General features: G+C 70.6%; 21 protein-coding genes. 12 read left to right on the top strand and 9 right to left on the bottom strand.

Annotation, left to right across the window (positions count from 1 at the left end):
• Positions 1 to 64: 64 nt before the first annotated feature.
• Positions 65 to 1,288 (bottom strand): PP2C family protein-serine/threonine phosphatase, encoded by a 1,224-nt coding sequence (locus PV734_RS36020; protein ID WP_415924319.1) that lies wholly within the window; start codon positions 1,286 to 1,288, stop codon positions 65 to 67.
• Between the two features lie 101 nt (positions 1,289 to 1,389).
• Here PV734_RS36020 and PV734_RS36015 point away from each other — a divergent pair, with 101 nt between their 5' ends.
• Complete coding sequence (locus PV734_RS36015; RefSeq protein ID WP_319098607.1) at positions 1,390 to 1,821, top strand: hypothetical protein; 432 nt, start codon at positions 1,390 to 1,392, stop codon at positions 1,819 to 1,821.
• Between the two features lie 69 nt (positions 1,822 to 1,890).
• Here PV734_RS36015 and PV734_RS36010 read toward each other — a convergent pair whose 3' ends face one another.
• Positions 1,891 to 2,328, bottom strand: coding sequence for an SH3 domain-containing protein (locus PV734_RS36010; protein WP_319098608.1), 438 nt, complete (start codon positions 2,326 to 2,328; stop codon positions 1,891 to 1,893).
• A 168-nt stretch (positions 2,329 to 2,496) separates the two neighbouring features.
• On the opposite strand from PV734_RS36010, the gene PV734_RS36005 reads away from it, so the two are divergent.
• Complete coding sequence (locus PV734_RS36005; protein ID WP_319098609.1) at positions 2,497 to 3,435, top strand: hypothetical protein; 939 nt, start codon at positions 2,497 to 2,499, stop codon at positions 3,433 to 3,435.
• Here PV734_RS36005 and PV734_RS36000 read toward each other — a convergent pair.
• The gene (locus PV734_RS36000; protein ID WP_319293614.1) at positions 3,341 to 4,708 is read right to left on the bottom strand and encodes a PLP-dependent aminotransferase family protein; all 1,368 of its coding nucleotides are present in this window, start codon (positions 4,706 to 4,708) and stop codon (positions 3,341 to 3,343) included. The genes PV734_RS36005 and PV734_RS36000 overlap by 95 nt on opposite strands.
• 116 nt (positions 4,709 to 4,824) lie before the next feature.
• On the opposite strand from PV734_RS36000, the gene PV734_RS35995 reads away from it, so the two are divergent.
• Together PV734_RS35995 and PV734_RS35990 are read left to right on the top strand one after the other, a co-directional pair.
• Entirely contained in the window at positions 4,825 to 5,580 is a 756-nt protein-coding gene (locus PV734_RS35995) for an alpha/beta hydrolase (protein ID WP_319293613.1), read from the top strand.
• 25 nt (positions 5,581 to 5,605) lie between these two features.
• Positions 5,606 to 7,552: an FUSC family protein gene (locus PV734_RS35990; protein ID WP_319293612.1), complete on the top strand. Its 1,947-nt coding sequence runs from the start codon at positions 5,606 to 5,608 to the stop codon at positions 7,550 to 7,552.
• A gap of 112 nt (positions 7,553 to 7,664) precedes the next feature.
• Here PV734_RS35990 and snpA read toward each other — a convergent pair whose 3' ends face one another.
• On the bottom strand, positions 7,665 to 8,339 hold the full coding sequence (snpA, locus tag PV734_RS35985) for a snapalysin (protein ID WP_319098613.1): 675 nt from the start codon (positions 8,337 to 8,339) through the stop codon (positions 7,665 to 7,667).
• A 203-nt stretch (positions 8,340 to 8,542) separates the two neighbouring features.
• Between snpA and PV734_RS35980 the strand changes: the two genes are divergently transcribed.
• A complete protein-coding gene (locus tag PV734_RS35980; protein ID WP_319098614.1) occupies positions 8,543 to 9,484 on the top strand; it encodes a LysR family transcriptional regulator in 942 nt (313 codons plus the stop codon).
• A gap of 12 nt (positions 9,485 to 9,496) precedes the next feature.
• Here PV734_RS35980 and PV734_RS35975 read toward each other — a convergent pair whose 3' ends face one another.
• The gene (locus tag PV734_RS35975; protein WP_319293610.1) at positions 9,497 to 11,575 is read right to left on the bottom strand and encodes a PhoX family protein; all 2,079 of its coding nucleotides are present in this window, start codon (positions 11,573 to 11,575) and stop codon (positions 9,497 to 9,499) included.
• Between the two features lie 333 nt (positions 11,576 to 11,908).
• Here PV734_RS35975 and PV734_RS35970 point away from each other — a divergent pair, with 333 nt between their 5' ends.
• A complete protein-coding gene (locus tag PV734_RS35970) occupies positions 11,909 to 13,606 on the top strand; it encodes a VWA domain-containing protein (protein WP_319293608.1) in 1,698 nt (565 codons plus the stop codon).
• Positions 13,607 to 13,708: 102 nt separating this feature from the next.
• Here PV734_RS35970 and PV734_RS35965 read toward each other — a convergent pair whose 3' ends face one another.
• Entirely contained in the window at positions 13,709 to 14,128 is a 420-nt protein-coding gene (locus PV734_RS35965; protein WP_319098617.1) for a PIN domain nuclease, read from the bottom strand.
• On the bottom strand, positions 14,125 to 14,334 hold the full coding sequence (locus PV734_RS35960; protein ID WP_319098618.1) for a type II toxin-antitoxin system VapB family antitoxin: 210 nt from the start codon (positions 14,332 to 14,334) through the stop codon (positions 14,125 to 14,127). The genes PV734_RS35965 and PV734_RS35960 overlap by 4 nt, the downstream gene beginning before the upstream one ends.
• Positions 14,335 to 14,487: 153 nt before the next feature.
• Between PV734_RS35960 and metG the strand changes: the two genes are divergently transcribed.
• From metG to PV734_RS35930, 6 genes are all read left to right on the top strand, one after another.
• Positions 14,488 to 16,206, top strand: a complete 1,719-nt coding sequence (gene metG / locus PV734_RS35955; protein ID WP_319293606.1) for a methionine--tRNA ligase — start codon at positions 14,488 to 14,490, stop codon at positions 16,204 to 16,206.
• 424 nt (positions 16,207 to 16,630) lie between these two features.
• Positions 16,631 to 17,539 carry a hypothetical protein gene (locus tag PV734_RS35950; protein ID WP_319098620.1) on the top strand — a complete coding sequence of 303 codons (909 nt, stop codon included), beginning with the start codon at positions 16,631 to 16,633 and terminating at the stop codon, positions 17,537 to 17,539.
• Positions 17,540 to 17,639: 100 nt separating this feature from the next.
• Positions 17,640 to 18,644, top strand: coding sequence for a diaminopimelate epimerase (gene dapF, locus PV734_RS35945; RefSeq protein WP_319098621.1), 1,005 nt, complete (start codon positions 17,640 to 17,642; stop codon positions 18,642 to 18,644).
• A gap of 120 nt (positions 18,645 to 18,764) precedes the next feature.
• Positions 18,765 to 19,820 (top strand): fatty acid desaturase, encoded by a 1,056-nt coding sequence (locus PV734_RS35940; protein ID WP_319293603.1) that lies wholly within the window; start codon positions 18,765 to 18,767, stop codon positions 19,818 to 19,820.
• A gap of 282 nt (positions 19,821 to 20,102) precedes the next feature.
• A complete protein-coding gene (locus tag PV734_RS35935; protein ID WP_319293601.1) occupies positions 20,103 to 21,098 on the top strand; it encodes a helix-turn-helix domain-containing protein in 996 nt (331 codons plus the stop codon).
• 31 nt (positions 21,099 to 21,129) lie between these two features.
• On the top strand, positions 21,130 to 21,351 hold the full coding sequence (locus PV734_RS35930; protein WP_319293599.1) for a hypothetical protein: 222 nt from the start codon (positions 21,130 to 21,132) through the stop codon (positions 21,349 to 21,351).
• A 59-nt stretch (positions 21,352 to 21,410) separates the two neighbouring features.
• Here the strand turns inward: PV734_RS35930 and PV734_RS35925 are convergent, their stop codons facing one another.
• Positions 21,411 to 21,896: a hypothetical protein gene (locus PV734_RS35925; protein ID WP_319293597.1), complete on the bottom strand. Its 486-nt coding sequence runs from the start codon at positions 21,894 to 21,896 to the stop codon at positions 21,411 to 21,413.
• Between the two features lie 249 nt (positions 21,897 to 22,145).
• Entirely contained in the window at positions 22,146 to 23,489 is a 1,344-nt protein-coding gene (locus PV734_RS35920; RefSeq protein WP_319293595.1) for a polysaccharide lyase family 1 protein, read from the bottom strand.
• Between the last annotated feature and the right edge of the window lie 180 nt (positions 23,490 to 23,669).

The following is a 23,669-nucleotide window of genomic DNA, read 5'->3' as shown; positions in this document are numbered from 1 at the left end:
GTGTCCGGACAGCACCGTAACCGGTGCGACTGCGAAGGGGGATCGGCGGTACGGCTATGGCCGACTATGGACGGCTTGTACCGGGGGCGGGGTCTGCCCTGCGCACCGCGAACACCGTCGTGTCGTCGGCGAGACGCCCTCCGCTGTGCCGCAGTGTGCCGTCCCGGACGAACGCCACCAGGCGCCGCGGGTCGGCGACGCGCGGATCGACGGCCACGGCGTCGGCGACACGTTCGCGCAGGGGGAAGAAGGTGCCGTCGGCGTTCCGGGCCTCGGTGACGCCGTCGGTGACGAGGAGCAGGGTCTCCGCTGCGGCGAGCGGCACCCGGACCACGGACGGCAGCCCGCCGTCGCCCGGGGTCAACTCGCTCAGCCCGAGCGGGAGTCCGTCCCCCGGCGGCAGGCTCCGTACGCCGTCGGCCGACACGATCAGGGAAGGCTCGTGACCGAAGTTGACGACCTCGACCTCGACCTCCGCCTCCGCCTCCGCCCGGGCGACGAGCCCGGCGGCCGTCGCCCGCCGCTCCTCGGGGAAGCCGATGAGGACGGCGGTGGCGAACCGGTCACCCTCGCTCCGGCCCAGGGCGGCCCGGTAGCGGACGTGCCGCAGCATCCGTACCTCCAGGCGTTCCGCGACGGTCGCGAGGGACGGCTCGTGGTACGCGGACTCCCTGAACGTGCTGAGCAGGGCCGCCGCCGCCTCCACCGCGTCGAGCCCCTTGCCCTGCACGTCACCGATGAGGACCCGGGTGCCGTGCGGGCCGGGCTGGATGTCGTAGAAGTCGCCGCCGACCCGGGCGAAGGCGTCGGCGGCGAGATACACCGCCGCGTGGTCGAGGCCGCCCCAGCCCGGCGGCAGCGGGCGCAGCACCGTACGGCGGGTGGTCTCGACGACGTCCCGCATGTGCAGCATGCGCCGCTCACCGCGCAGCCGGACCATGCAGGCGAGGACGGCGAGCAGCCCGCCGAGGCCGACCAGGATGAAGTCGGGCAGCCCGGTCTGGTCCTGGTGGGGCCAGGCACCGTCGACGAAGACGTAGGTGCCCAGGGACAGGACGGCGAAGACGACGGTGCCGGCGACCCGGCAGAGCGCGGCGGCGATCCCGGGCACCAGCACGATCCAGGAGATGATCCGGAACTCGCCGGTGGTGTTCCAGTCGAGGACCGCGATCACGATGAGCAGCACCAGCGGCGGCACCCAGCCGACACGGCGCCCGGCGAGGACGGGCGACGAGAAGGCGGGGCCCTCGTCGCGACCCACCGGACCCACCGGGCCCACCGGCTTCATGGAACTCAGCGAAACACGGCCGGCCCCCGCTGTCGACTTGCCGGAGGGCCTCTCCAGGGTGTGCTCTGGAGGGCGGGGGCGAGGAGAGAGGAACGACTCTCATGGCTCAGGCAACGTCCGGCATCCCCGGCAAGGCCGGGACTCCCGACATCTTCAGCGCGCGGGCCCACCTGGCCGCGAACCGGGCCCTGCCCGTCGTGCTCGGGCTGGTCTACGGCTTCTGGGCCGCGGCCAACCGGCGCGGCGGCGGTCCCATCACCGGCTGGAACGTCCTGTTCGGCTTCGTGAGCGCGCTGGCGTTCATGGCGGTGTTCATCGGCGTACGGGCGGTGGCGCCGCGGCTGCGGCGCGAGTCGCACGCGGTGGCGTGGGGCGCGTTCGCCGGGGTCGCCTTCGGGTTCGTCTACAGCCAGACCGGGGCGAGTGTGCTGCGGTCGGCCGGGAACTCGCTGGCGGTCGCGGCATCCGTGGCCGCGGTGCTGTTCTACCGCTACTACACGCACGAGGACGCGGCCGGTCACCGGGTGGGCTGACGGTCCTGACCTGGGACGACCCGGCCGGGACCGGCCGGGTCGTCCCAGGTCGTCCCGGGTCGTCCCGTCTCAGCCGACGGTGACGTTCCAGTTGAAGCTGAACGTCCCCGAGGCGCTCCAGTGGCCGTCGTCCTTCCACTCCGGGCACGGGTCGGCGCAGGTCGGCACCGACCGGTGCCCGGTGTCGATGTAGACGGCGCTCGCCCAGGCGTTGACGCCGGGCAGCCAGTACCAGTACGGGTTCCCGCGCACGGTCTGGCCGACGACCGAGCACTCGACGCGCCCGTGGCTGCCCGGGGCGAGCCGTGCGACGACGCGCGAGTGGGTGGTCGGCTGCTGCCGCACGTTCAGTTCGCCGGCGGAGACGACGGTGCCCCGGACCCCGGAGCCGTCGGAGCCGTGGGAGCCCGCGGGCGCGGCGGCCATCGCCGTACCGACGGGTACGGCCAGGATTCCGCCGGTGAACAGGGCCGCGGTCAGGTTCCGCAGAGCCGGGGTGGTGTGCATGTCTGCCTCCTCATCCCCGAAACCCCCCGTGTCTCCCTCTCCCCAAAACCAGGAAACACCCGTTCGGGTGAACGCTCCACCGGAGGCTCCCCCGCCGGGGCTTGTCCCGCACGCCCATATGCAGTCAACCGGCTCGCGTTCCGGGCCCCCGGGCCCTTGCCTGGAGGGGTGACCCACCGCCTCCGGAGCGCCCTGTCGGCCGTCCTCATCGCCCTCGCGTGCTTCCTGCTGCCCTTCGGCGCGCTCTCGGCCTGGGCGGCGTACGGCCTCGCCGACACCGACCGTTACGTCACCACGATGGCGCCGCTGGCCCGGAATCCGTACGTCCAGGACGCCATCGCGGACAACGTCGGCGCCGGGATCGTGCACGCCGTCGATGTCGGCCCGCTCGAAGGCACCGTCAACCACTTCGTGCAGGACGCGGTGCACTCCTTCACCCGCACCGCGGCCTTTCGCGCGGCCTGGGACACGGCGAACCGCGCGACCCACGAGGCTGTGCTGCGGGCCCTGCGGAACGACCCGAACAGACAGCGCCCCTACGGCCGTTACGGCGGCGAGGCGGCCGTCACCATCGACCTCGCCCCCGTCACCGCCCAGATCAAGCGGCAACTCACCGTCGACCACGTGCCGTTGGCGAGCCGTATCCCCGTCGCGCACACCGAGGTCGCGGTCCTGCCCGCGCAGGATCTCGTGCCGCTCCGGAAGGGTTTTCGCGTGCTCGAAGTCGCCGGTTTCTGGCTTCCGGTGACGGCCTGCGTCCTCGCCGTCGCCGGGATCGCCCTCGCCGTCCGGCGCCGCCGGGCGATCACGGCGACCGCGCTCGGTACGGCCCTCGGCGGGGCGCTGCTCGGCGTCGCGCTGGCGATCACCCGCCGTCTCACCCTCACCGACCTGCCGCCGGGCGTCTCCGCACCCGCCGCCGGCGCCGTCTACGACGCCCTGACGGCCACCCTGCGTACCGTCTCCTGGCTGCTGCTCGCCCTGGGCCTCGCCGTGGCCCTCGGCATGTGGGTCACGGAGCGGTACGGCCGCGCCGGGCGATCGCGGCGAGCGTCCGCAACGCCCGTGCCAGCTCCGCTTCCGGAGCCGACGCGAGCCCGAGTCTGACGGCGTCCGGCGCCCGCTGCGGGCCCACGGCGAAGGCGTTCCCCGGCGTGACGGCGATGCCGTGCGCCGCCGCCGCGGCCGTGAAGGTGTCCGCCCGCCAGGACGCGGGCAGCTCCCACCACGCGTAGTAGGCGTACGGATCCGACCGGACGGCGCCGCCGAAGTCCGCCAACTCCCCTGCCAGCAAACGCTGTCGACGCGCCGCGTCGGCCCGCTTGGCGGCCACGAGCCGCGCCACGGTCCCGTCCTCGACCCACCGCACACCGGCCTCCAGCGCGAACCTCCCCGCGCTCCACCCACCCGACCGCACAGCGGTCGCGACGGCTTCCGTCCGGTCCGGCGGTACGACGAGGAAGCCCACGGTGAGCCCGGGCGCGACCCGCTTGGACAACCCGTCGACGACATGGGCCAGTTCGGGGACATGAGCGGCGAGCGGCTCCCTGGCGGCGCCCGTCTCCGGTCCCGCGAGGAACGACCAGATCCGGTCCTCCACCACCGGTACCGCCAACTCCCGTACTGTGCCTGCCAGTTCACGCCTCCGCTCGTCCCTCATCGTCACCGACGTCGGGTTGTGCAGCGTCGGCTGGACGTACAGCGCGGACAGGGGAGCGGTGCGGTGGGCGGCGACGAGCACGTCCGGACGCAGACCGTCCTGATCCATGGCGAGGGGGACGAGCGTGATGCCGAGGCGGGCGGCGATCTCCTTGACCAGCGGATACGTCAGCGCCTCGACGCCGACCCGGCCGCCCGGCCGGACCAGGGAGGCGAGGGCGGCGGCGATCGACTGCCGGGCGTTGCCCGTGAACAGGACACCGTCGGGGTCGGGCCGCCAGCCCGGGGTCGCGAGCAGCCCGGCGACCGCCGACCTGGCCTCGGCGGTACCGGTGGCGGGCGCCGGGCGGAGCGCCTCGGTGAGCACGTCGGGGCGCAGAAGAGGCGCGAGGGCCGGTGCCAGCAGCTCCGACTGGCCCGGCGCGGAAGGGTAGTTGAGCTCCAGGTTGACCGCCCTGACCTGGGTGTTCACGGCCGGCTCGGCGAGGGCGCGCCCGGTCGGCGTGTGCGGTGCGGCCCGGACGAACGTGCCGCGTCCGACCTCGCCGACGACCAGTCCGCGCCGCACCAGTTCGCCGTACACGCGCCCGGCCGTCGACCCCGCGATACCGCGCCGGCGTGCGAACGCCCGCTGCGGAGGCAGCCGTTCGCCGGGGCGAAGTCGTCCGGTGACGATGTCGTCGGCTATGCGGTCGGCGAGGCGCCGGTAGTCGTCGTCCATGTGTCCCCCGTACCCGTTCCCGTACTCGTACCTGTTCTCGTACCCGCTCCGGCACATTGCACCGAGCGCAAAGAGCTTATTGCACCGAGGGGTTGGGGCGGCCTAGGGTCGTGCACATGCCCACCTCCACCCCTCTTGTCCTGGTTCACGGCCACCCCTTCGACCACACGATGTGGAACCCGCAGATCGAGGCGTTCTCCGCCACCCGCCGGGTGATCGCCCCCGACCTGCGCGGTTACGGCACCTCCCGGATGCCCCTCGACGCCGCCACCCCGCTCTCGCGGTTCGCGCACGACATCGAGGAGCTGCTGGACGAGGCGCGGGTGGAGTCGTGCGTGCTCGTCGGGCTCTCGATGGGCGGCCAGATCGTCATGGAGTGCTGCGCCCGCTTCCCGGAGCGCGTCCGGGGCGTCGTCCTCGCCGACACCTTCCCCTCGCCCGAGACACCGGAGGGACACCTCGCCCGCAACGCGACGGCCGACCGTCTGCTCGCCGAGGGCATGCGCGGATACGCCGACGAGGTGCTGGAGAAGATGGTGTCCCCGTCCGCCGACGCGGGCGTCAAGGCCCACGTCCACCGCATGATGACGGCCACGGACCCCCGGGGCGCGGCGGCGGCACTCCGGGGCCGGGCGCAACGCCCCGACTACCGCCCCCTCCTCTCCACGCTCACCGTCCCCGCCCTGGTCGTCGTCGGCGCCGACGACGAGTTCACCCCGGTCGCCGACGCCGAGGCCATGCACACGGCACTCCCCGACTCCACGCTCCACGTGATCGAGCACGCGGCCCACATGCCCAACCTGGAACGCCCGGCGGAGTTCAACGAAGCCCTGGCCGGCTTCCTCGCGACACGCATCGACACGACCCCCTGAAAAGGGGCACGGCGATAATGGGGCCATGCCCCGAGAGTTTCCCATCGGCCTCACACCCCCCGACTGGCTGGTGCGGAACCTCCGGCCCCAGCCGGCCCCGCCCGTCAACCGCCCCGCCGTGGCCCGCGCCGCCATCGCCATGTCCCTGCCCCTGGCCGTCGGCCTCGCCACCGGCCACGCCGCCTACGGCGCCCTCGCCTCCATGGGCGCCCTCTCCGGCGTCATCGGGGACACCGCCGACGCGTACCGGATGCGCCTCCTCAACATCGCGATCCCCCAGCTCTTCGGCGCGCTCGGCGTCACCCTCGGCTCGCTCGTGTACGGCCACGGCTGGACCGCCGTCGTCGCCGTCACCGGCGTGGCCCTCGTCTCCGGGATGATCTCGACGATCGGCGCGGTGGCCTCCGTGTCCGGACTGCTGCTGCTCCTCAACTCCCTGATCGGCGCCGGGCTGCCGCTGCCGGGGGCGTGGTGGCTCGCGCCGGTCCTGATGTCCGGAGGCGGGCTGCTCGTCCTCGTGCTGGCTCTCCTCGCCTGGCCGCTGCGGTCGGGCGTGCCGGAACGGGCGGCGGTCGCGCAGACCTACCGCGAGGTCGCCGAGCTCCTCGCCGCCGGCACCACCGACGGCTACGAGGACGCCCGGTACGCCGTCACCCAGTCCCTCAACAAGTCGTACGACCTGGTCCTCGCCCGGCGCGCCCGCCACCACGGCCGCAGCCCCGAACTCGTGCGGCTGCTCGCCCAGTTGAACGCGATCACCCCGGTCGTCGAGGCCGCCCCCGCCGCCCACCAGGCCGGCCGCCCGCTGCCGCCCGAGGTCCCGCGGGCGGTCCGCCACCTCGCCGACGCCGTCGAGACCGGCTACGGCGGCCCCCTGGGGCTGGACATCCCCGCCCCGACCGACCAGACCTCCCGCGCCGTCGAACAGGCGCTGCGTCACACCGCCGAGGTGGTCGGCAGCCGCTCCCCCGACCTGCGTACCGCCGTCGCCGACGACGACCGGCTCGGCCGCCCGGCCGCCCTGCGCACCCGCGCCCTCCGCTCCGCCCGGGACGTCGTACTGTCCGGCGGCTCCTGGCGCTACGGACTGCGCCTCGCGCTCTGTATCGGCCTCGCGCAGGTGCTGGTCTCGATCGTCCCGGTGCCGCGCTCGTACTGGGTCGCGCTGACCATCACCTTCGTCCTGAAGCCCGACCTGGGCTCCGTCTTCTCCCGGGCCCTGCTGCGCGCCCTCGGCACGGTCGTGGGGCTGGTGATCGCGGCGGGGGTGCTCGTCCAGGTGCCGCGCGGCTGGTGGGACGTACCCGTGATCCTGCTGCTCGCCACCCTGATCCCGGGGCTGACACCACGCGGGTACGGCTACCAGACGGCCGCCATCACCCCGGTGATCCTGCTGCTCTCCGACGTCCTCAACCACCAGGGCGCCGCCCTGCTGCTGCCCCGGCTCCTCGACTCCCTCATGGGCTGCGGCATCGCCCTGGTCGCCGGGTACCTGCTGTGGCCGGAGAGCTGGCACACCCGGGTGGGCGTCCACCTCGCCGACGCGGTCGCGGACACGGCACGCTATGTGGAGTCGGCGTTCCGCGCCGACACCGAGGGCGCTGTCCGGGCCCGGATGCGGCGGCGCCTGTACCGCGATCTCTCCGTCGTCCGTACGGAGTTCCAGCGCGCCCTGACCGAACCGCCGCCGACCGGACGGCGGGCGGCGGCGTGGTGGCCCCTGGTCGTCGCGGTGGAACGCATCGTCGACGCGACGACGGCGGCCCGGGTCCACATCAAGCAGGGCGCCAAGCCGCCGTCCGAGGCGGAGATCCACCAAGTCGTCGGACAGCTGCGGGAGTTGTCGGACGGGCTGCGCCGGGTCGAGACGCTGTACGCGGTGCGTACGGACCTCAGCGGACCGGCGGACAGTGTGCTGGAGCCGCTGCGGCAGGAGGTGGCGGCGGCGAGGGCGATCACCTCGCCCAAGTGAGCCTCCCCTGAAAGGCCCGCGCGGACCGCCCCTGTGCAGAGGGACGGCCCGCGCCCGTGGGGGGTGGGACTGGGGGGTACTCGGGGTACTGGGGGGGGCTGCTGCGGACTGACTAACGCATGGCCGTCGCGAGGCCGTTGGCCCACAGCTGGTTCACGCGGGAGCGTTCGGCCGAGTTCGGGTTGGGGTTGGTGCAGGACGTGCCGGGACCGCCGCCCGACATCAACTCGCTGCACGGGCCCGAGTAGTGGTCGGGCAGGCCGAGCACATGGCCGGTCTCGTGGGCGGTGATACGGGTCGGGTCGTACTGGTCGCTCTGCGCGTAGTCCAGGAAGATGTAGCCGCTGCCGTGGCCGTCCGTGGAGGCGTAGGAGCCCTGGGAGCTGTTGCCCTCGCGGTAGGTGAAGTCGGCGGCGGACGCGGAGCCCGACTGCAGCCTCACGTTCGTCACCGAGCTGTTCCAGATCGAGGTGGAGCGGGCTATCTCGGCGCTGAAGGAGGGCGCGCGGGACGCGTTGTAGATGACGGTGACAGCGGCTGCCGAGCGGGGGTTGGCGGCGCGCTTCTCCGCGACGGACTTCAGGACGGCCGCGAAGAACGCCTTGTTGGCGGAGGCCTCCTCGGCCGACCCGGCGTACGCGACCCTCGTGGTGGTCACGGTCGCCGAGGTCGACGAGGTGGTCTCGGGTGCGGGTGCGGCGGAGGCGGGAATCGCCGTACCCAGGGCGAGAGTTGCCAGGCTCAGGCCCAGAGTGGCCGCCACGGCACCGGACATGGGCTTTCTCATCGATGACTCCTTGTGTGGGGGGATGAGTCAGTCGGTCGTATCGTGAGTGTCGGCGCCTGTGCGGCGGCTGTGATGATGGCAAGTCGCGATAGCCCGGCCCTATCACCCCGTCCTTGTGCGTCTGTCGGAACGCGAGGTTCCGGCCTAGGGTTCGATGGCATGGACATGTGCATGCGCATGATTCGCGGCACGGAGTCGGCCTCATGGAGCTAGAGGTGAGGCACCTTCGGGCGCTGTGCGCCATAGCCGACACCGGCAGCCTGCACCGGGCCGCCCGCCAACTGGGCGTGGCCCAACCCTCGTTGAGCACCCAGTTGCGCCGGATCGAACAGGAACTGGGCGGCGAGCTGTTCACCCGCACCCGGACCGGCTGCCGTCCGACGCCGCTCGGCCGGGTCGTACTGAGCCGGGCCCGTCCCCTGGTGGCGGAGATGCGCTCCCTGGTCACGGAGGCGAGGGCCGCCGCGACGGAGAGACCTCAGCTGCGCATCGGCTCGACAGCCAGCCGGGCCCTGTCGGGCTGGCTGCGCCGACTCCGTCAACGCCAGCAGGAGCCGGCCCTGCGCATGGACGTCTCCGCGAACGCGCTGCTGCGCATGGTGGCCGACGGCAGGCTCGACGTGGCGTTCGTGCACGAGGTCGAGGGCTGCCCGCTCAGAGTCCCGGACGGCCTCCGCCTGCGCGTACTGGTCGACAGGGAACCCCAGTTCGTGTCCCTGCCCGCCGACCATCCGGCCGCCGTGAGACCGGTCGTCCACCTCTCCGAGCTGGCCGGCGACCGCTGGATGGCCGACGAGACGGTCGACGGCGAGTTCGACGCCGTACTGCGCATGCTGCACGCCGCCGGCCTCAACCCCCGTGTCCTGCACGGCGATTACCACACCACGGCCGCGCTGGTGGCGACCGGCGAGGTCGTCACCGTCTGCCAGGCGACCTGTCTGCCCCGCCCCGAGATGGCGGTACGCCGACTGCACGGCGACCCGCTCGGCGTACGCCTGCTGCTGGCGGCCCGCACGGAGACGGAGCTGGACGGGGTGCATCCGGCGCTGGCGGAGGCGTACGACGAGGTGGCACGGCAGGCACCGGCGTACCGGGAGTGGCTGGCACAGAGGGATGCGAAACCCCCGGTGCCGGCCCTCCCGTAGACCCTTTGCGGCTCAGACGCCGATGTCGCACCCGTCCGTACGCCACACGGCGACGACCGCCGGGCGGACGATCTTCCCCGGTCCGTCGGGCCAGGTGCTGGCGGGCTTCTCCACCGAGGCGCCGTCGATCTCGCCCGGGTGCTGCACGGCGACGAGCACCTGCCGCTCCCCGATGACCGGCCCGCAGGTCTCGGCGCCGGTCGGCACGGTCAGGAACTGCTTGAGTTCACCGCGCCGAGCCCCCTTGGTCGCGACCCCGAACAGCCCGTCGTGTGAACCGAGTTGACTGCCGTCCGTGGAGATCCACAGGTTGCCGTGCCGGTCGAAGGCGACGTTGTCGGGGCAGGAGATCGGGCTGACGGAGTCCTTCGGGAAGCCCGCGAAGTAGGTGGCGGGGTCGTTCGGGTCACCGGCGACCAGGAAGAGCGACCAGCCGAACGAGGTGCTGTCGGCCCGGTTCCAGCGCTCGGTCAGCTCCAGGACCTGCCCGTGCTTGTTGGAGTTGCGCGGGTTGGCCTCGTCGGCGGCGGCGAAGCCTGCCTTGCCCCGGTTGCTGTTGTTGGTGAGGGCGACATAGACCTTGCCGGTGACCGGGTTGGGCTCGATGTCCTCGGGCCGGTCCATCTTGGTCGCGCCGACCTTGTCCCCGGCGAGCCGCGTGAAGACGAAGACCTCCTCGGCGGTCATGCCGTCGACGTGCGAGACGGCGCCCTTGGCGGTGGCGGTCGCCAGCGGAATCCACGTACCGCCGCCGTCGAACTCCCCGTCGGCGGGCAGCTTCCCGCTCCCGTCGATCTCGATGGCGGGGGAGTCACCGGTGAGCTTGGCGACGTACAGCGTGCCCTCGTCGAGGAGCGAGAGATTGTGCTCACGAACGGCCCGCGAGCCGCCCTCCCGCATCCGCTTGCTGCTGACGAACTTGTAGAAGTAGTCGAAGCGCTCGTCGTCGCCGGTGTAGACGACGGGACGCCCGTCCGAGGTCAGCCGGATGGTGGCGGCCTCGTGCTTGAAGCGGCCGAGCGCGGTGTGCTTGCGGGGCGTGGAGGAGGGATCGTACGGATCGAACTCCACCACATACCCGAACCGGTGCACCTCGTTGGGCTCCTGGGCGACATCGAACCGCTTGTCGAACCGCTCCCACTTGCGCTCGGTGGCGCCGGTGCCGATGCCGTACCGCTTGTCGGTGTCCCGGGAGGCGTTGGCGAAGTACTGGTTGAAGTTCTCCTCGCCGTGGAGCGTGGTCCCCCAGGGCGTGGTCCCGCCGGAGCAGTTGTTGAGCGTCCCGAGGACCTTGCGCCCGGTCGCGTCGGTGGAGGTCTTGAGCAGGTCCGACCCGGCGGCGGGGCCGGTGATCCGGAACTCGGTGGTGGCGGTGACACGGCGGTTGAGCGGGTGGCGGAGTACGGGGGTGAGCTTGCCGGTACGCCGGTCGCCCTCGACCACGACGGCGGACAGCCCGTGCGCGGCCCAGGCGACCTCGACCTGCTCGCGGGTCGGGTTGGCGGGGTCGTAGCCGCGGAACATCAGGATCTCGTCGGTGTACTCGTGGTTGGCGACGAGGAGCCGCTGGTTCCCGTGGAGGGGGAGCAGGGCGAGGAAGTCGTTGTTGTACCCGAACTGTCCGGCCTGCGCGGCGGCGGTCTGCTTCTCCGGGTCGAAGGCGGGGGCACCCCGGAGGATGGGCTCGCCCCAGCGGATGACCACGTTCTGGCCATAGCCGCCGGGGACGGTCACGGCGTCGGCGGTGTTGGGCGCGACAGGACTGAAGCGCAGGCCACGCGGCACGGAGGAGTGGGCGTGGTGGGTCCGGCCGGAGAGAGAGGATGCAGCCGTGGCCGCTTCCGCACCCTGGGCGCCGGCGACGTTCACGGCGGCACCGGTCGCGGTGGCCACGGTGACGACAGCGGCGGCGCGCATCACGGAACGACGACCGAGGGCACCGGCGATCACATCGCCGACGTACTCGTTGGCGCTGGTGTTGGGAACCTCGTGGAAGCAGGCGTCACCACACCGGAAACGGCAGGTCATCGCGGACCGCCCGCCGGGATGCGATCCGGACGGCGACCCGATCAACGGCAGCAGCTTGCGCACTTTACTCTCCCCTGGACTTCCCTATACGTGCCTTTGGTGTCAGCGCGACGCTAGGGGGACGGGGGTGCGAGGGTGGGGACGCCGAATGAACGACGAGTGAACCCGTGGGAGCGGTAAGGGGGTTGGACGTGCGGGGAAGCTGTGGAAGGCAGCCGTTGGAAGCCCTGGGGACGCCCACTCGGAGACGGGGCGCACGGTTGGCGAAGGGGCGCCCTTGACGTCCGTCGGGTTCCGTGAAAGACCCTGCCCAAGATCGCCGGTTCGGCCCGCTAACCTTACGTGTCCGTCCTGGCCAGGGATTGACGGCTACAACTCACGTGAAGGGTTGCGCACATGGGCATTCTCACTCTCCTGCGGAACGCGTTCGGCAAGTCACGCAAGGGGCGTGACGCCGAGGCGGCGCCCGCGCGGGAGGCGGAGGCGGTACCTCAGCAGGAGGCCACCGAGCCGATGATTCCGGCACCGTCCCCTGAACCGACCCTGACCCAGCCCCCGACACCGAAGCCCACCGAAACCCCCTCGGTCGTGGACGACCTGGTCTCGGCGGCCTTCGACAACGTGACGGTCCCCAAGCCGTCAAGGCCGGTGGACGAGCCGACGGAGCGGGTGGCTGCGGCTGAGCCGGTGACTGAGGTCGAGGCTGAGGCGGTGACTGAGGTCCAGGCCGAGGCGGTGACGGAGGCCGAGGCTGAGCCGGTGGCTGAGGCCGACGCTGAGGCGGTGACTGAGGCCGAGGCTGAGCCGGTGGCTGAGGCCGACGCTGAGGCGGTGACTGAGGCCGAGGCTGAATCGGTGGCTGAATCGGTGGCTGAGGTCCAGGCCGAGGTTGACGCCGAGCCGGTGACTGAATCGGTGGCCGAGCCGGTGACTGAGGTCCAGGCCGAGCCAGTGGCCGAGGCCGAAACTGAACCCGTGGCAGAACCGGTCGCCGAGGTCGAGGCGGAGCCCGAGGCTGCGGAGGAGACCGAGCCGGAGCCGGTAGCTGAGCCTGAGGTAGCGGCCGAGCCGGAGCCGGTAGCGGTGACGGAGCTTGAGCCGGAGCCGGTGATTGAGGCAGCTGCCGAGCCGGAAGCCCAGCCGGAGCCGGTGACTGCGGCGGTGCCGGAGGCTGAGTCTGCGCCGGTCGCCGAGACCGCGCCGGAAGTTGAGCCGGTCGCCGAGGTGGCACCGGAGCCCGAGCCGGAAACGGAGCCTGCCGTCGAGGCGACCCCTGAGCCGGAGCCGGTCGTCGAGGAGACCGAGGTCGCCCCGGAGGCCGGGGCTGAGGTTGAGGCCGAGGTCCTGGAACCGGCAGCCGCCGACGCACAGGAAGCCCCACAGGGGCCACCCGCACCCGAGAACGAACCCGCCACGGGTGGTGCGGGTGGGAAAACGGACGCGGCCGAAGGCGTAGCCGAGGCCGTACCCGCCAGCCTCCTCACCGCGTACAACTCCGCCGCCGCCACCCTCAAGACCCTCAACCTCGACACCACCCCCGCCAAGGTCTACCTCGTCCTGGACCGCTCCGCGTCCATGCGCCCGTACTACAAGGACGGCTCCGCCCAGTCCCTCGGCGAGCAGACCCTCGCCCTCGCCGCTCACCTCGACCCGGAGGCGACCGTCCACGTCGTCTTCTTCTCCACCGAACTGGACGGCACCGGCGAGCTCACCCTCCCCGACCACGAGAACAAGATCGACGAACTGCACGCCTCCCTCGGCCGCATGGGCCGTACGAGCTACCACGCCGCCGTGGAGGAGATCGTCGCCCACTACGAGAAGTCGGGCACCAAGCACCCGGCCCTCGTCATCTTCCAGACGGACGGCGCCCCGGACGCCAAAACCCCCGCGACCCAGTCCCTCACGGACACGGCGGCAAAGCACCCCACCGTCTTCTTCTCCTTCGTCGCCTTCGGCGAGCAGGAGAACAAGGCCTTCGACTACCTCCGCAAGCTCAAGACGGACAACACGTCCTTCTTCCACGCGGGCCCGACCCCCCTCGAGCTGACGGACACGGAGCTCTACGAGGGCGTACTGGCCAACTGGCGCCCGTAACCGTCACAGAACCCTCCGCAGTAGAACCCTCCGCAAAATGACATGACGGGCCCCGGGGACAAGCTGTTCGTTCCCGGGGCTCCGCCTTGTCCACCGGCGTTCTCAGGACTCGGGATCGCCCAACCAGACGGTCGACTGGCCCGTACGGCGGGCGACAGCGTCGAAGTCCCGGTCGTGGTGGAGGAGGGTAAGGCCCGACAACTCAGCCGTAGCCGCGACGAGCAGGTCGACCGGCCCGGCCGAACCGTGCTCACCGTCGTCGATGAGCAGCCGCTGAACCTCACGAGCGCGCTGGTAGACACCGTCGGGAATCGGAGTCCGACCGAACAGTTGCCGCAGTTCCTCCTGCACGCCTTCACGGTCCGCTCGCCCACGAGCGGAGAGGAGGATCTCCAGCTCGGTCAGGTCACAGAGTGCGACCAGCCCGTTGTCGAGCACCTGCTGCCATCGCGCGTCGTACGCATCGCTGCTGAGCAGGCGCACGACGGCCGAGGTGTCGATCAGATACGAGACGTCACTCACCGGCGGTAGTTCCTCTTGTCCAGCAGGATGTCGAAGTCACCTCGCGCTCCCCGCTCCCGGAGCTCAGCCAGCGCCATGGCCCGACGGCGCCGCTTGGCCACTTCCAGCAGCGCGGTGTTGACGGTGTCCTTCTTGGTCTTCGTGCCGAGCAACAGCTGAGCTTCCGCCAGAGCCTCGTCGTCGACCTCGATGAGCAGCTTCGACATCACAGACCTCCCGTATATACATATGCCACTCGGAGTATATGCGGCGACGGGCCGTCCCGGTCGGGCTACGATTCCAAGGTTCGTACGACGGCTCACCGGTACGCCCGGCACGGCCGCCCGTCACCCCACGCAGCGACTCGGGAGCAGCCCGCAATGGCTCGACACCTCATCACCAGCGCCCTTCCGTACATCAACGGGATCAAGCACCTGGGCAACATGGTGGGGTCCATGCTCCCGGCGGACGTGTACGCCCGTTACCTCCGTCAGCGTGGGCACGACGTCCTCTACATCTGCGCGACGGACGAACACGGCACCCCGGCCGAGCTCGCGGCGAAGGAACAGGGCATCCCCGTAGCGGAGTTCTGTGCGCAGGCACACGACGCACAGAAGGCGATCTACGACGGATTCGCGCTGGCCTTCGACCACTTCGGGCGGAGTTCCTCCCCGCAGAACAGGGAGATCACCCAGCACTTCGCCCGCCGTCTCAACGAGAACGGGTTCATCGAAGAGCGCGCGATCCGCCAGGTGTACAGCCCCGCCGACAGCCGCTTCCTCCCGGACCGCTATGTCGAGGGCACCTGCCCCCACTGCGGTTACGACAAGGCCCGCGGCGACCAGTGCGAGAACTGCACCCGGGTGCTCGACCCCACCGACCTGATCAACCCCCGGTCCGCGATCTCCGGCTCCACCGACCTGGAGGTCCGCGAGACGAAGCACCTCTTCCTCCTCCAGTCGAAGCTCCAGCACGAGGTCGAGGAATGGGTGACCGCCCACGAGGGCCAATGGCCCCACCTCGCCTCCTCGATCGCCCGCAAGTGGCTGACCGAGGGGCTGCACGACCGCGCTATCACGCGCGACCTCGACTGGGGTGTCCCCGTCCCGGCGGACACCTGGCCGGAGCTGGCGGCGGAGGGCAAGGTCTTCTACGTCTGGTTCGACGCCCCGATCGAGTACATCGCGGCGACGAAGGAGTGGGCGGACTCCACCGGCGGGGACTGGAAGTCGTGGTGGTACGAGGCCGACGCCGGCGACAACCCCGTCCGCTACACGGAGTTCATGGCCAAGGACAACGTCCCCTTCCACACGGTGATGTTCCCGGCCACGGAACTCGGCGTCCGTGAACCGTGGAAGAAGGTCGACGTCGTCAAGGCCTTCAACTGGCTGACGTACTACGGCGGAAAGTTCTCCACGTCCCAGAAGCGCGGTGTCTTCACCGACCAGGCCCTGTCCATCCTCCCCGCCGACTACTGGCGCTATTTTCTGATCGCCAACGCCCCCGAGTCCGACGACTCCTCCTTCACCTGGGAGCACTTCACGGCCACGGTGAACAAGGACCTGGCGGACACCCTCGGCAACTTCGTCAACCGCGTCCTCTCCTTCTCGAAGAAGCGCTTCGGCGACGAGGTCCCGGCGGGCTCGGCGGCCGGCGAGGCGGAGACGAAGCTGGGCGAGCAGATCGCCGAGCTGCTCGCGGAGTACGAGAGCCAGTTGGAGTCGCTCCAGTTCCGCAAGGCGGCGGCTGCCCTGCGCGCCCTGTGGTCGGCGGGCAACTCCTACCTGGAGGAGAAGGCCCCCTGGCTGGAGATCAAGACCGACCAGGATGGCGCGGCCCTGACCCTCCGTACGGCGATGAACCTCATCCACCTGTACGCGGTGGTCTCGGAACCCTTCATCCCGGCGACGTCGGCGACGATGCGCGCAGCGTTCGCACTGCCGAGCGACACGCGGACGTGGGTCACGACCGACGAGGCGAAGTCCCTGTCCGCCGTCCCCACCGGCACCGCCTTCACGGTCCCGCCGGTCCTGTTCGCGAAGCTGACGGACGAGGACCTGGAGACGTACAAGGAGCGCTTCGGCGGCGCTCCCGAGTAGGACGTGCGCACGAAGAAGGGGCCTGGTGACGTCGGACGACGTCACCAGGCCCCTTTCGCTGCCGCAGGCGACACTGCCCAGACACCTCCAGGAACCGGGTCAGGAGCCGATCCCAGAGACGGCAGGCTGCCGTCCTCAAGGCCAGAGCAAACAAGCGGCCGACTGCACACCGCCCCAGACCTACCGGCCACTTACCACCACGCTCGGTGACGTGAACCAGAGAACTGCGCGCGACTCCCCCCAACCCCTCATTTCAGCATCCCGCTGTCTCCCACACCGAACGCGCCCTCGCCCACCCGACTCAACCGCCAACACCGCCTCCCGTGTGACGGAAAGACATAGCCTCACTACGAGGTGTACTTGCCCAGCCCTCACCGAACCGGGACGATGGCGTGTTATCTGATTCGCCGTCAAGGGGGAGTGCATGGCATCGCAGCCGCGTCGGGATTTCGGTACTCGCGTGGCCGACGCCCTCTCCTCGCAGGTGTTGAACGCCTTGGTGGGCTTGGCAGGTCTGGTCATCCCCATCGCGGCATGGGCAGCACAGCGGAGCATGGTGAAGGACGTGCTCCTGGCTGCGGAGACCGTTCTGCTGCTCCTCATGGTGGCGAACCACATGTGGTTGCGGCGTATCTACATCCAGCTGCGCCGTGCGAACGACCGGCACATGTCGGACGCCCAGTACTTCGCCCGGGTCCGTGAGCAGTTGGAGCGTGAGCTGATCGCGGGCTTCGGTGAGATCGCCGACGGGCACCTTCAGGTGTACGCATCGGAGGTACCTCGCCTGTCGGTGTTGCTCTACCAGGCGCTCATCGACTCGCGTACCGAACCCAAGCGGGTGCTGGCGGCCGATCTGACCACAGATCCGAACGTGCTGACCCAACGCCGTGAGTACCTGGCCGTCAATCGCCGTCTCATCGAGGCCGGCGGTACGGTGCAGCGACTGTTCATCTGTTGGCAGGACGATCTTGTCAAGCAGGAGTTCGCTCAGTCTCTGCTCGATCTCATCAATCACCACCGGTCCCTTGGCGTCCAGTGCGCCCTCGCCGTGCGAGACCGGTTGCGCGCCGACCAGGCCGTGGACTTCGTCGTGATATCGAAGGCAGCGGTCCTGCTGGAAGAGGAACAGGGCGACGCCGCCTACCGCCGGGGCCGCAGCTCCGTGTACTTCAAACAGGTCGAGCGCTGGGCGGGACGCTTCGAGTCGATCTGGGGACACGGCTCGGATTCGGCGCCGTTCGCCCTCCAGTCGTACGAGGCGGCTGTCCGGCCCATGCTCGACGCGGGCACGTGGGCGGAGCCGACCGCCCAGGCGGCAGTGGGTCGACTGTGAGTACCTGCCGTTCACGGCTTCATCGCGTTCGAGACGGCTTCGATAGCATGGAACGACAGCCGGTCCGGACCCGGTGGGACCGCGCGACGGAAAGTACGTTATGCCTGCTCTCTCGCTCATCAAGGCCCACGGGTCGCGCAACGACATCTTCGTCGTGGACGGCGCCCCCCACGACCACTTCGCCACGGCGGACCAGCTCACGCGTGGCGTAGGCCTGCTGTGCGACCGCAGGCGTGGACTGGGCGGTGACGGGGTGTACTTCGTGGCCGACCATGGTGACGGCACCGCGCGGGCCTGGTTCTTCAACCCGGACGGGTCCGAGGCCCTGCTGTGCGGCAACGGCATGCGGTGCGCCGGTCGCGTGCTGCTGGACCGGCATCAGGCCGAATCCGTGGTGGTGCACCAGGGGCCGTACTCCTTCACCGTGCGCGACCAGGGCCGTACGCCGCACGGGGTGCGGCAGGTCTCCGTCGAGCTGCCCGCCGTCGACTTCGCGCCGACGGAGCCCATCGTGGCCGAGGCCGGTGCGAACGGCGAGTACGTGGACCAGCTGCTGCCCGCGTTCCACGCGTCGCGCCATGTGACGGCTGTCGCCGTGCCGAACTCGCACCTGATCACCCTGATCGACTCCTACGACGAGGCGGAGCTGATCGAGACCGGCCGACGCGTCGCCGGATCACCGGGCGTGTTCCCCATCGGCGCCAATCTCTCCTTCGTACTGCCGCTCGCGGAGGACGAGGTGTTCGTCCACACCTACGAGCGGGGAGCGGGACTGACCCCGTCGTGCGGTTCGGGCGTCGCGGCCTCCCGTGCGGTGCTGTCCCGCCTCGGGCTCGTCGAACCGGAACGGCCGGTGACCGTACGCAACCCCGGCGGCGTGGCCAGGAGTCTGCTCCAGCCCGTGGGTGACCTGTGGCAGCCCCTGCTGGAAGGGAACGCCACCCTCGTGTACGAGGCCGAACTGGACCCCGCCGTTCTGCTCGGGGACGGGCCGGTGGAGTTCTCCGGTGAGGTGAACATGGCGGAAATTGGCGCGTTCGCCGAACTCAGCCGGGAAAACCTGAAGGTGTTGAGCGACGCGGGAATCAAGCCCACCGAGATCTGACCTGACCGCCCCGTCTCCCGCGAGCGCCCGTCGGCGTGACCGTGAACAGGAGACTCGACACCGCTTCTTCGGGCGCGGACTCCGTTCGGCTCGGCGCGGGCGCGAGGAGGGGGACGGGTCTTGGGTGCGCTTTCAGCTGGTCTGGTGGTCGTGGCGGCGGGGATCGTGCTGCGGCAGGCGGATCGTTGGTGGTTCCGCCGAGGCAGTGGTGGGCCCCCACCAGGTTCGCTGCGTGCCGTGATGTCGCTCCAGCGTGAGCGGCTGAACAACGTCACCCCTGTGCTCCTGCTCCTCGGGCAGTGGGTGGAACTCGCGGGATGGTGTCTGGTGGCCGTGCACGGCGGGCTCCTCGGGATGGTGCTCGCGGCACTCGCGACCGCCGTCACGTTCCGCCGACTGCAGGAGATCAGCCACTTTGCGGTACACGGCGTATTGGCGCGCGGTACCCGGTGGAACACGCTGCTCGCCGAGGTGGCCGCGCACCTCCCACTCGGCCTGGTCCCCGTGCCTGTACGGCGGCGACGGCACGTACGGGAACACCATCCGAACGCGACGGTCACCGGAGCCGATCCCAACCTCGCCGACCTGCACCGGGCGGGACTGCGGGCAGGAGCCACCACCGCGCGATACCTACGGGGTGTCCTGCATCCGCTCACTCCCACCGGCTTGTCGTACACCCTCCAGGGCCTCTGGGCGCTCGCCCGGGAGCCCGGCGTCGGGCGGCTGAGGGCGGCCGGGCCAGTCGCCGTGGGGATGGCACTCGCCCAGGTCTTCGGCTGGGAGGCCGCCGTCTTCGTCTACACGGTGCCCAGGCTTCTGCTGTATCCGCAGCTCGCCTGGATGTCACTGCTCGTGGAACACCGCTGGTTCGATCCGGATCCGGTCACCGGGCCCCCGGTCGCGGTGGAGGCGGGCCGGTGCCTGCGCCTGTACCCGCGGAACACACCACTCGCCCTGCTGGCGCGCGGCACCTGGCTGCCGTACGGAGACCTGTACCACTTCGCGCATTCCGCACACCCGGCGGTCCGCTGGAACTACCTTCCCGCACTGGAGCGTTCTCTGCGAGGCCCTGACTACCAGCCTCACGGGCTGCTGCTGGGCGAGTCCGCCGTACTGCTCCGCCACCACCGGGCCCTCACACACGTCTCCGTCCCCCGCAAGGGTGTCCGGGCCTGACCCGACCTCTCACCGAAGCTCGGGAACGTGTGCCCCGGTGGCTCGGGCGGTCCCCTCCAAGAAACACAAGAGGGAAAGAAACCTCACCAAGCCCCACCCTGCCGCCCACGACGCACGCTCACTCGCACGAGTGAACATGACCAACTCAGCTGGATTCGGCACCGGTTGCCTGCTCTAGGCTCAGCGCGACACAACAACACAACCCCAGACATACGACGGCCCTCGCCGGGACTGCGAATCCCAATGCGAGGGCCTGACCACCAAGGAAGTAGGCCCTTCCCGATGGATACCCAAAACCCTAGCGCGCCCCCGCACACCCAGCCCAGGACCAGCGGGAAAAACCACCCGCCCCGCCCTGCCCGTACGAGCAGGCCCTCCGGCGGAGTCATCCACGACAACACCCGCCACACCACCCGCTTCACGGTGATCGGCAACCACCTCGCGCAGCACCCCGACATCTCGGGGCTCGCCATCGGGCTGGCCGTGCACATCCAGTCCCTTCCCTCCGGTGCCCCCGTCGACATCAAGACGCTCGCCGCCCGCTTCCCGGAGGGCCCGATCCGTATCGCCGCCGCCCTGCGCGAACTGGAGGCCCACGGCTACCTGCGCCGCCCCCGCGAGCGCACCGAAACCGGCCGCATCGTCACCCGCACCGTCTCCTGCAACCAGCCCGGCCGACACGGCAGCGGAACGACCGACGCACCCGAGCCCAGCTCCCCCACCCACCGAGCAACGCCAGTCCCACCCAGCACCCTCGCCCACCGCGCAGCGCCGGACACTTCCCAACCGCCGGCCCGCCGGGCTGCGGCACCACGGCAGAAACCCGCACGCCGCGCCCTCCCCGCCGTACCGCAGCCCTCGTTCAGCTCCCCCGCCCTCCTCCAGACCGCCACAGACGTCCTCGCCGGCCTCCGCCGCGAAGACCCCCGCCTGCTGCTCTCCGCCAGCGACACCGAGCACCTCGCCCCCGGCGTCGCCGCCTGGCTGGTGCGCGACCTCACTCCGACCGACGTACGCCGCGCCCTGACCAGCGACCTGCCACCCGAGCCGTTGCGCCGCCCGGCCGCCCTGTTGGCCCACCGCCTCACGGCCCAGCTCCCTCCCGTGCCTCCCTACCGCACTCCCGCAGCGCCACCATCAGTCAGGCACCCGCTCCGGAACTGCGACACCTGCGACCGCGCCTTCCGAGGCCCGGAACCGGGCACCTGCCGGGCGTGCGCGTCAGCGGGCGGAACCTCCGAAACCCACGGCGGCGCCGAGGCCGTACCGGCAAGATGACCAGCCCTGACCTGCCCTGACCGCTCTGAGGATGTTCTCCCCCCACACAGGCACGGCCAAGAACGCGTACGCCTACGACGTTCGTTTCGAGGAGCCCGAGGAACTGCTGCGCATGGGTCCAGGTCTCGGTGACAACGTCCATTTCCGGGTCCGCTTCCGACAGCGGCTGGACTCTGTGGGCATCGCCCGGTCCACCGAGTACACCTACCTGGGCCCGGCAGCCGAACAGACATCGCTCCCGCTCGAACCGTAGACGCACGCCGAACACCGCGCGGGGAACCGCGTCACTCCGCCTGACCAGGGCCCTGGATCTCAGAGCACCGTCGCACCGAACCGCCCGTGAACTCCCCGGATTCGACGGGCGGTTCGGTTGTCGGTGTCATCGATATCGGCGTCTGCTTCGGCGCCGGCATCGGCATCCGCGCCCTGCAGAGCCGACTCCAGCCCGAGGGCGCTGCGGGCTGCGCGGACGTACCGGAGACCCTCCACAGCGGTCTGCCTCGCGACGGCGTACTCGGCGGGGGTGCCGGCGGTGGCCAGTTGGCCGCGGGCGGTGCGATGCAGTCCGGCAGCCTCGGCCAACGCCCGCGCGGCGGCTTCGTCGGCCCCCGGCCGAAGACCGGCCAGGCTTCCCCCGAGCCGCACCACCCACCGATTGGCCTCGACCTCGGCGTCCAGCCCGGACATTCCGGAAGCCCTCGACGGAACCGCGTACGCCCCGGACTGCCTGCGCAGCAGGACGACGGAAGCCACCGCTCCCACGATCAGCAGCAGCGTGAGCGGAACGACGATTCCCATGACTTCCTCCAGCGAACCCGAGCGGAACATGCCGTGAGGTGCGGGTACCCCCTCCGCGACAGTTCCATGGAACGCCCGGCCACTGTGCGCATCCGACGAGAAGTCTGTGCGCCGCCTGCGAACCTCCCGTGCGTCCACGGAACCTGCCACGCCTCGTCGGCCCGCCCGCGCACACGAAGGGGTCCGGGAGCGCGCTCGGCTCCCGGACCCCTTCACAAGCGGTTCCTCAGGTGCTGATCCCCTCAGGCGCTAGGACAGAACTCCGGTGCCGACCGTGCCCGTCAGCTCCGCCACCAGGTTCTTCGCCGAGGTCTCCAGTCCGGCGGTGAGGGTCGGCTTCCAGTTGACCGTCGTCTTCAGCTTCTTCGAGTTCGCGGCGTTGTACGCGGCCACGAGGTCGGTCACCTTGCCGTTGACGAGGTTGCCGCCGCCCGCGACCGCACCCGTGCCGTCACCGCTCAGCAGCTTCGCGACCTTCGCGCCCGCCGGCAGCGTCCAGGAGTTGTTCTCGGCCACGACCTGCGCCTTCGCGCGGGAGTCGAGGCTGTACTTGGGCGCGTAGCCGTTGAGGGTCGTCGTCTCGTAGACGTTGTTGTAGACGTGGATCTGGCCGATGCGGGCCAGCGGGGCGCGCTGGGTGATGCCCTTCCACACGTTGTGGTGGATGGAGACGCGCAGCTTGCCGACGCTGTCGGTGTCGCTGCTGCCGATCAGCATCGTCTTGTCATGGTTGGTGAACTGGTTGCGCTCCACGGTCACCAGGTCGGAGCCGTTGGTGATGTCGAGGGCGCCGTCGTGGATCTGGTACTCGCGGCCGAAGTACGTCTTCTCGGCCTTGTCGAAGAACGGCGCGTCACTGAAGGTGTTGTGGTCCGCCCACACATGCGTGGCCCCGCGCAGGGTGACCGCGTCGTAGGCGGAGTTCCAGTTGCCGGTCGACCCGTCCTTCGGGTCCCACTGCGGGAAGCAGTCCTCGGTGGCGGTGAGGGCCAGGTTGCGGATGATGACGTTGTCGACGTCCTTCACCTGGAGGCTGCCACCGGTGATGCCCGCCTTGGTGCCGGGCACGCCCACGATGGTGGTGTTCGCCGGCACCCTGAAGACGATGCTCTTCGACTGCTTCTGCTTGGCGGCGTCCCGGGCCTTCTCCTGCGTGCCCGCGGGCGCCTTCTTGCCATAGGTGGCCGGGTCGTACGCCTTGAGGTAGGCGGCCAGCGAGTATCCCGTACCGGCGGCGTAGTCGGCGCAGGTCAGCTTCTTGCCGGCGTCGTCCGTGTTGGCGTCGATGACGCCCTTGATCTTGATGATCTTCGCCGTGGAGTTGGTGGCGCTGCCCAGCGCCTTCACCAGCTGCGCGCGGGTGCTGACGGTGAAGACGTGCGCGGAGTCGGCTCGCGCGCCGCCGGTCGTACCGGTGCCGGAGGCCGCCCAGCCGTCCTTCGCGGGCAGCACCTGGTGGGCCAGGTCCACGGGGCTCGCGTTCGCGTTCATGGCCAGCACGGCGGCGCCGAGCCCGGCGGCGGCCACGGCCGCGGTGGAGACCAGAACTGTGCGCCGCGTGCGAAGGGAGCGGCGGTGAGAGGGGGATGCCACGGATGCGTCCTTACGTGGTTGTGGAACACGTGCGGTTCGTGAAGCTCCGGTGGGGACGAGGCTTACGGATCATCAGTGGTCGCCGGGTACCGGAAAGGTTGCCGGGCCTCTTCCGGGATTTTTTTCCTCACCGAAGCCCGTACGGCGCGGAGTTGGGGGACGGCACACGACGGGGCCCGG

Source organism: Streptomyces sp. AK08-02 (assembly GCF_033795085.1).
GTDB classification, from domain to species: domain Bacteria; phylum Actinomycetota; class Actinomycetes; order Streptomycetales; family Streptomycetaceae; genus Streptomyces; species Streptomyces echiniscabiei.
This window is presented reverse-complemented; position numbering and strand designations above follow the sequence as displayed.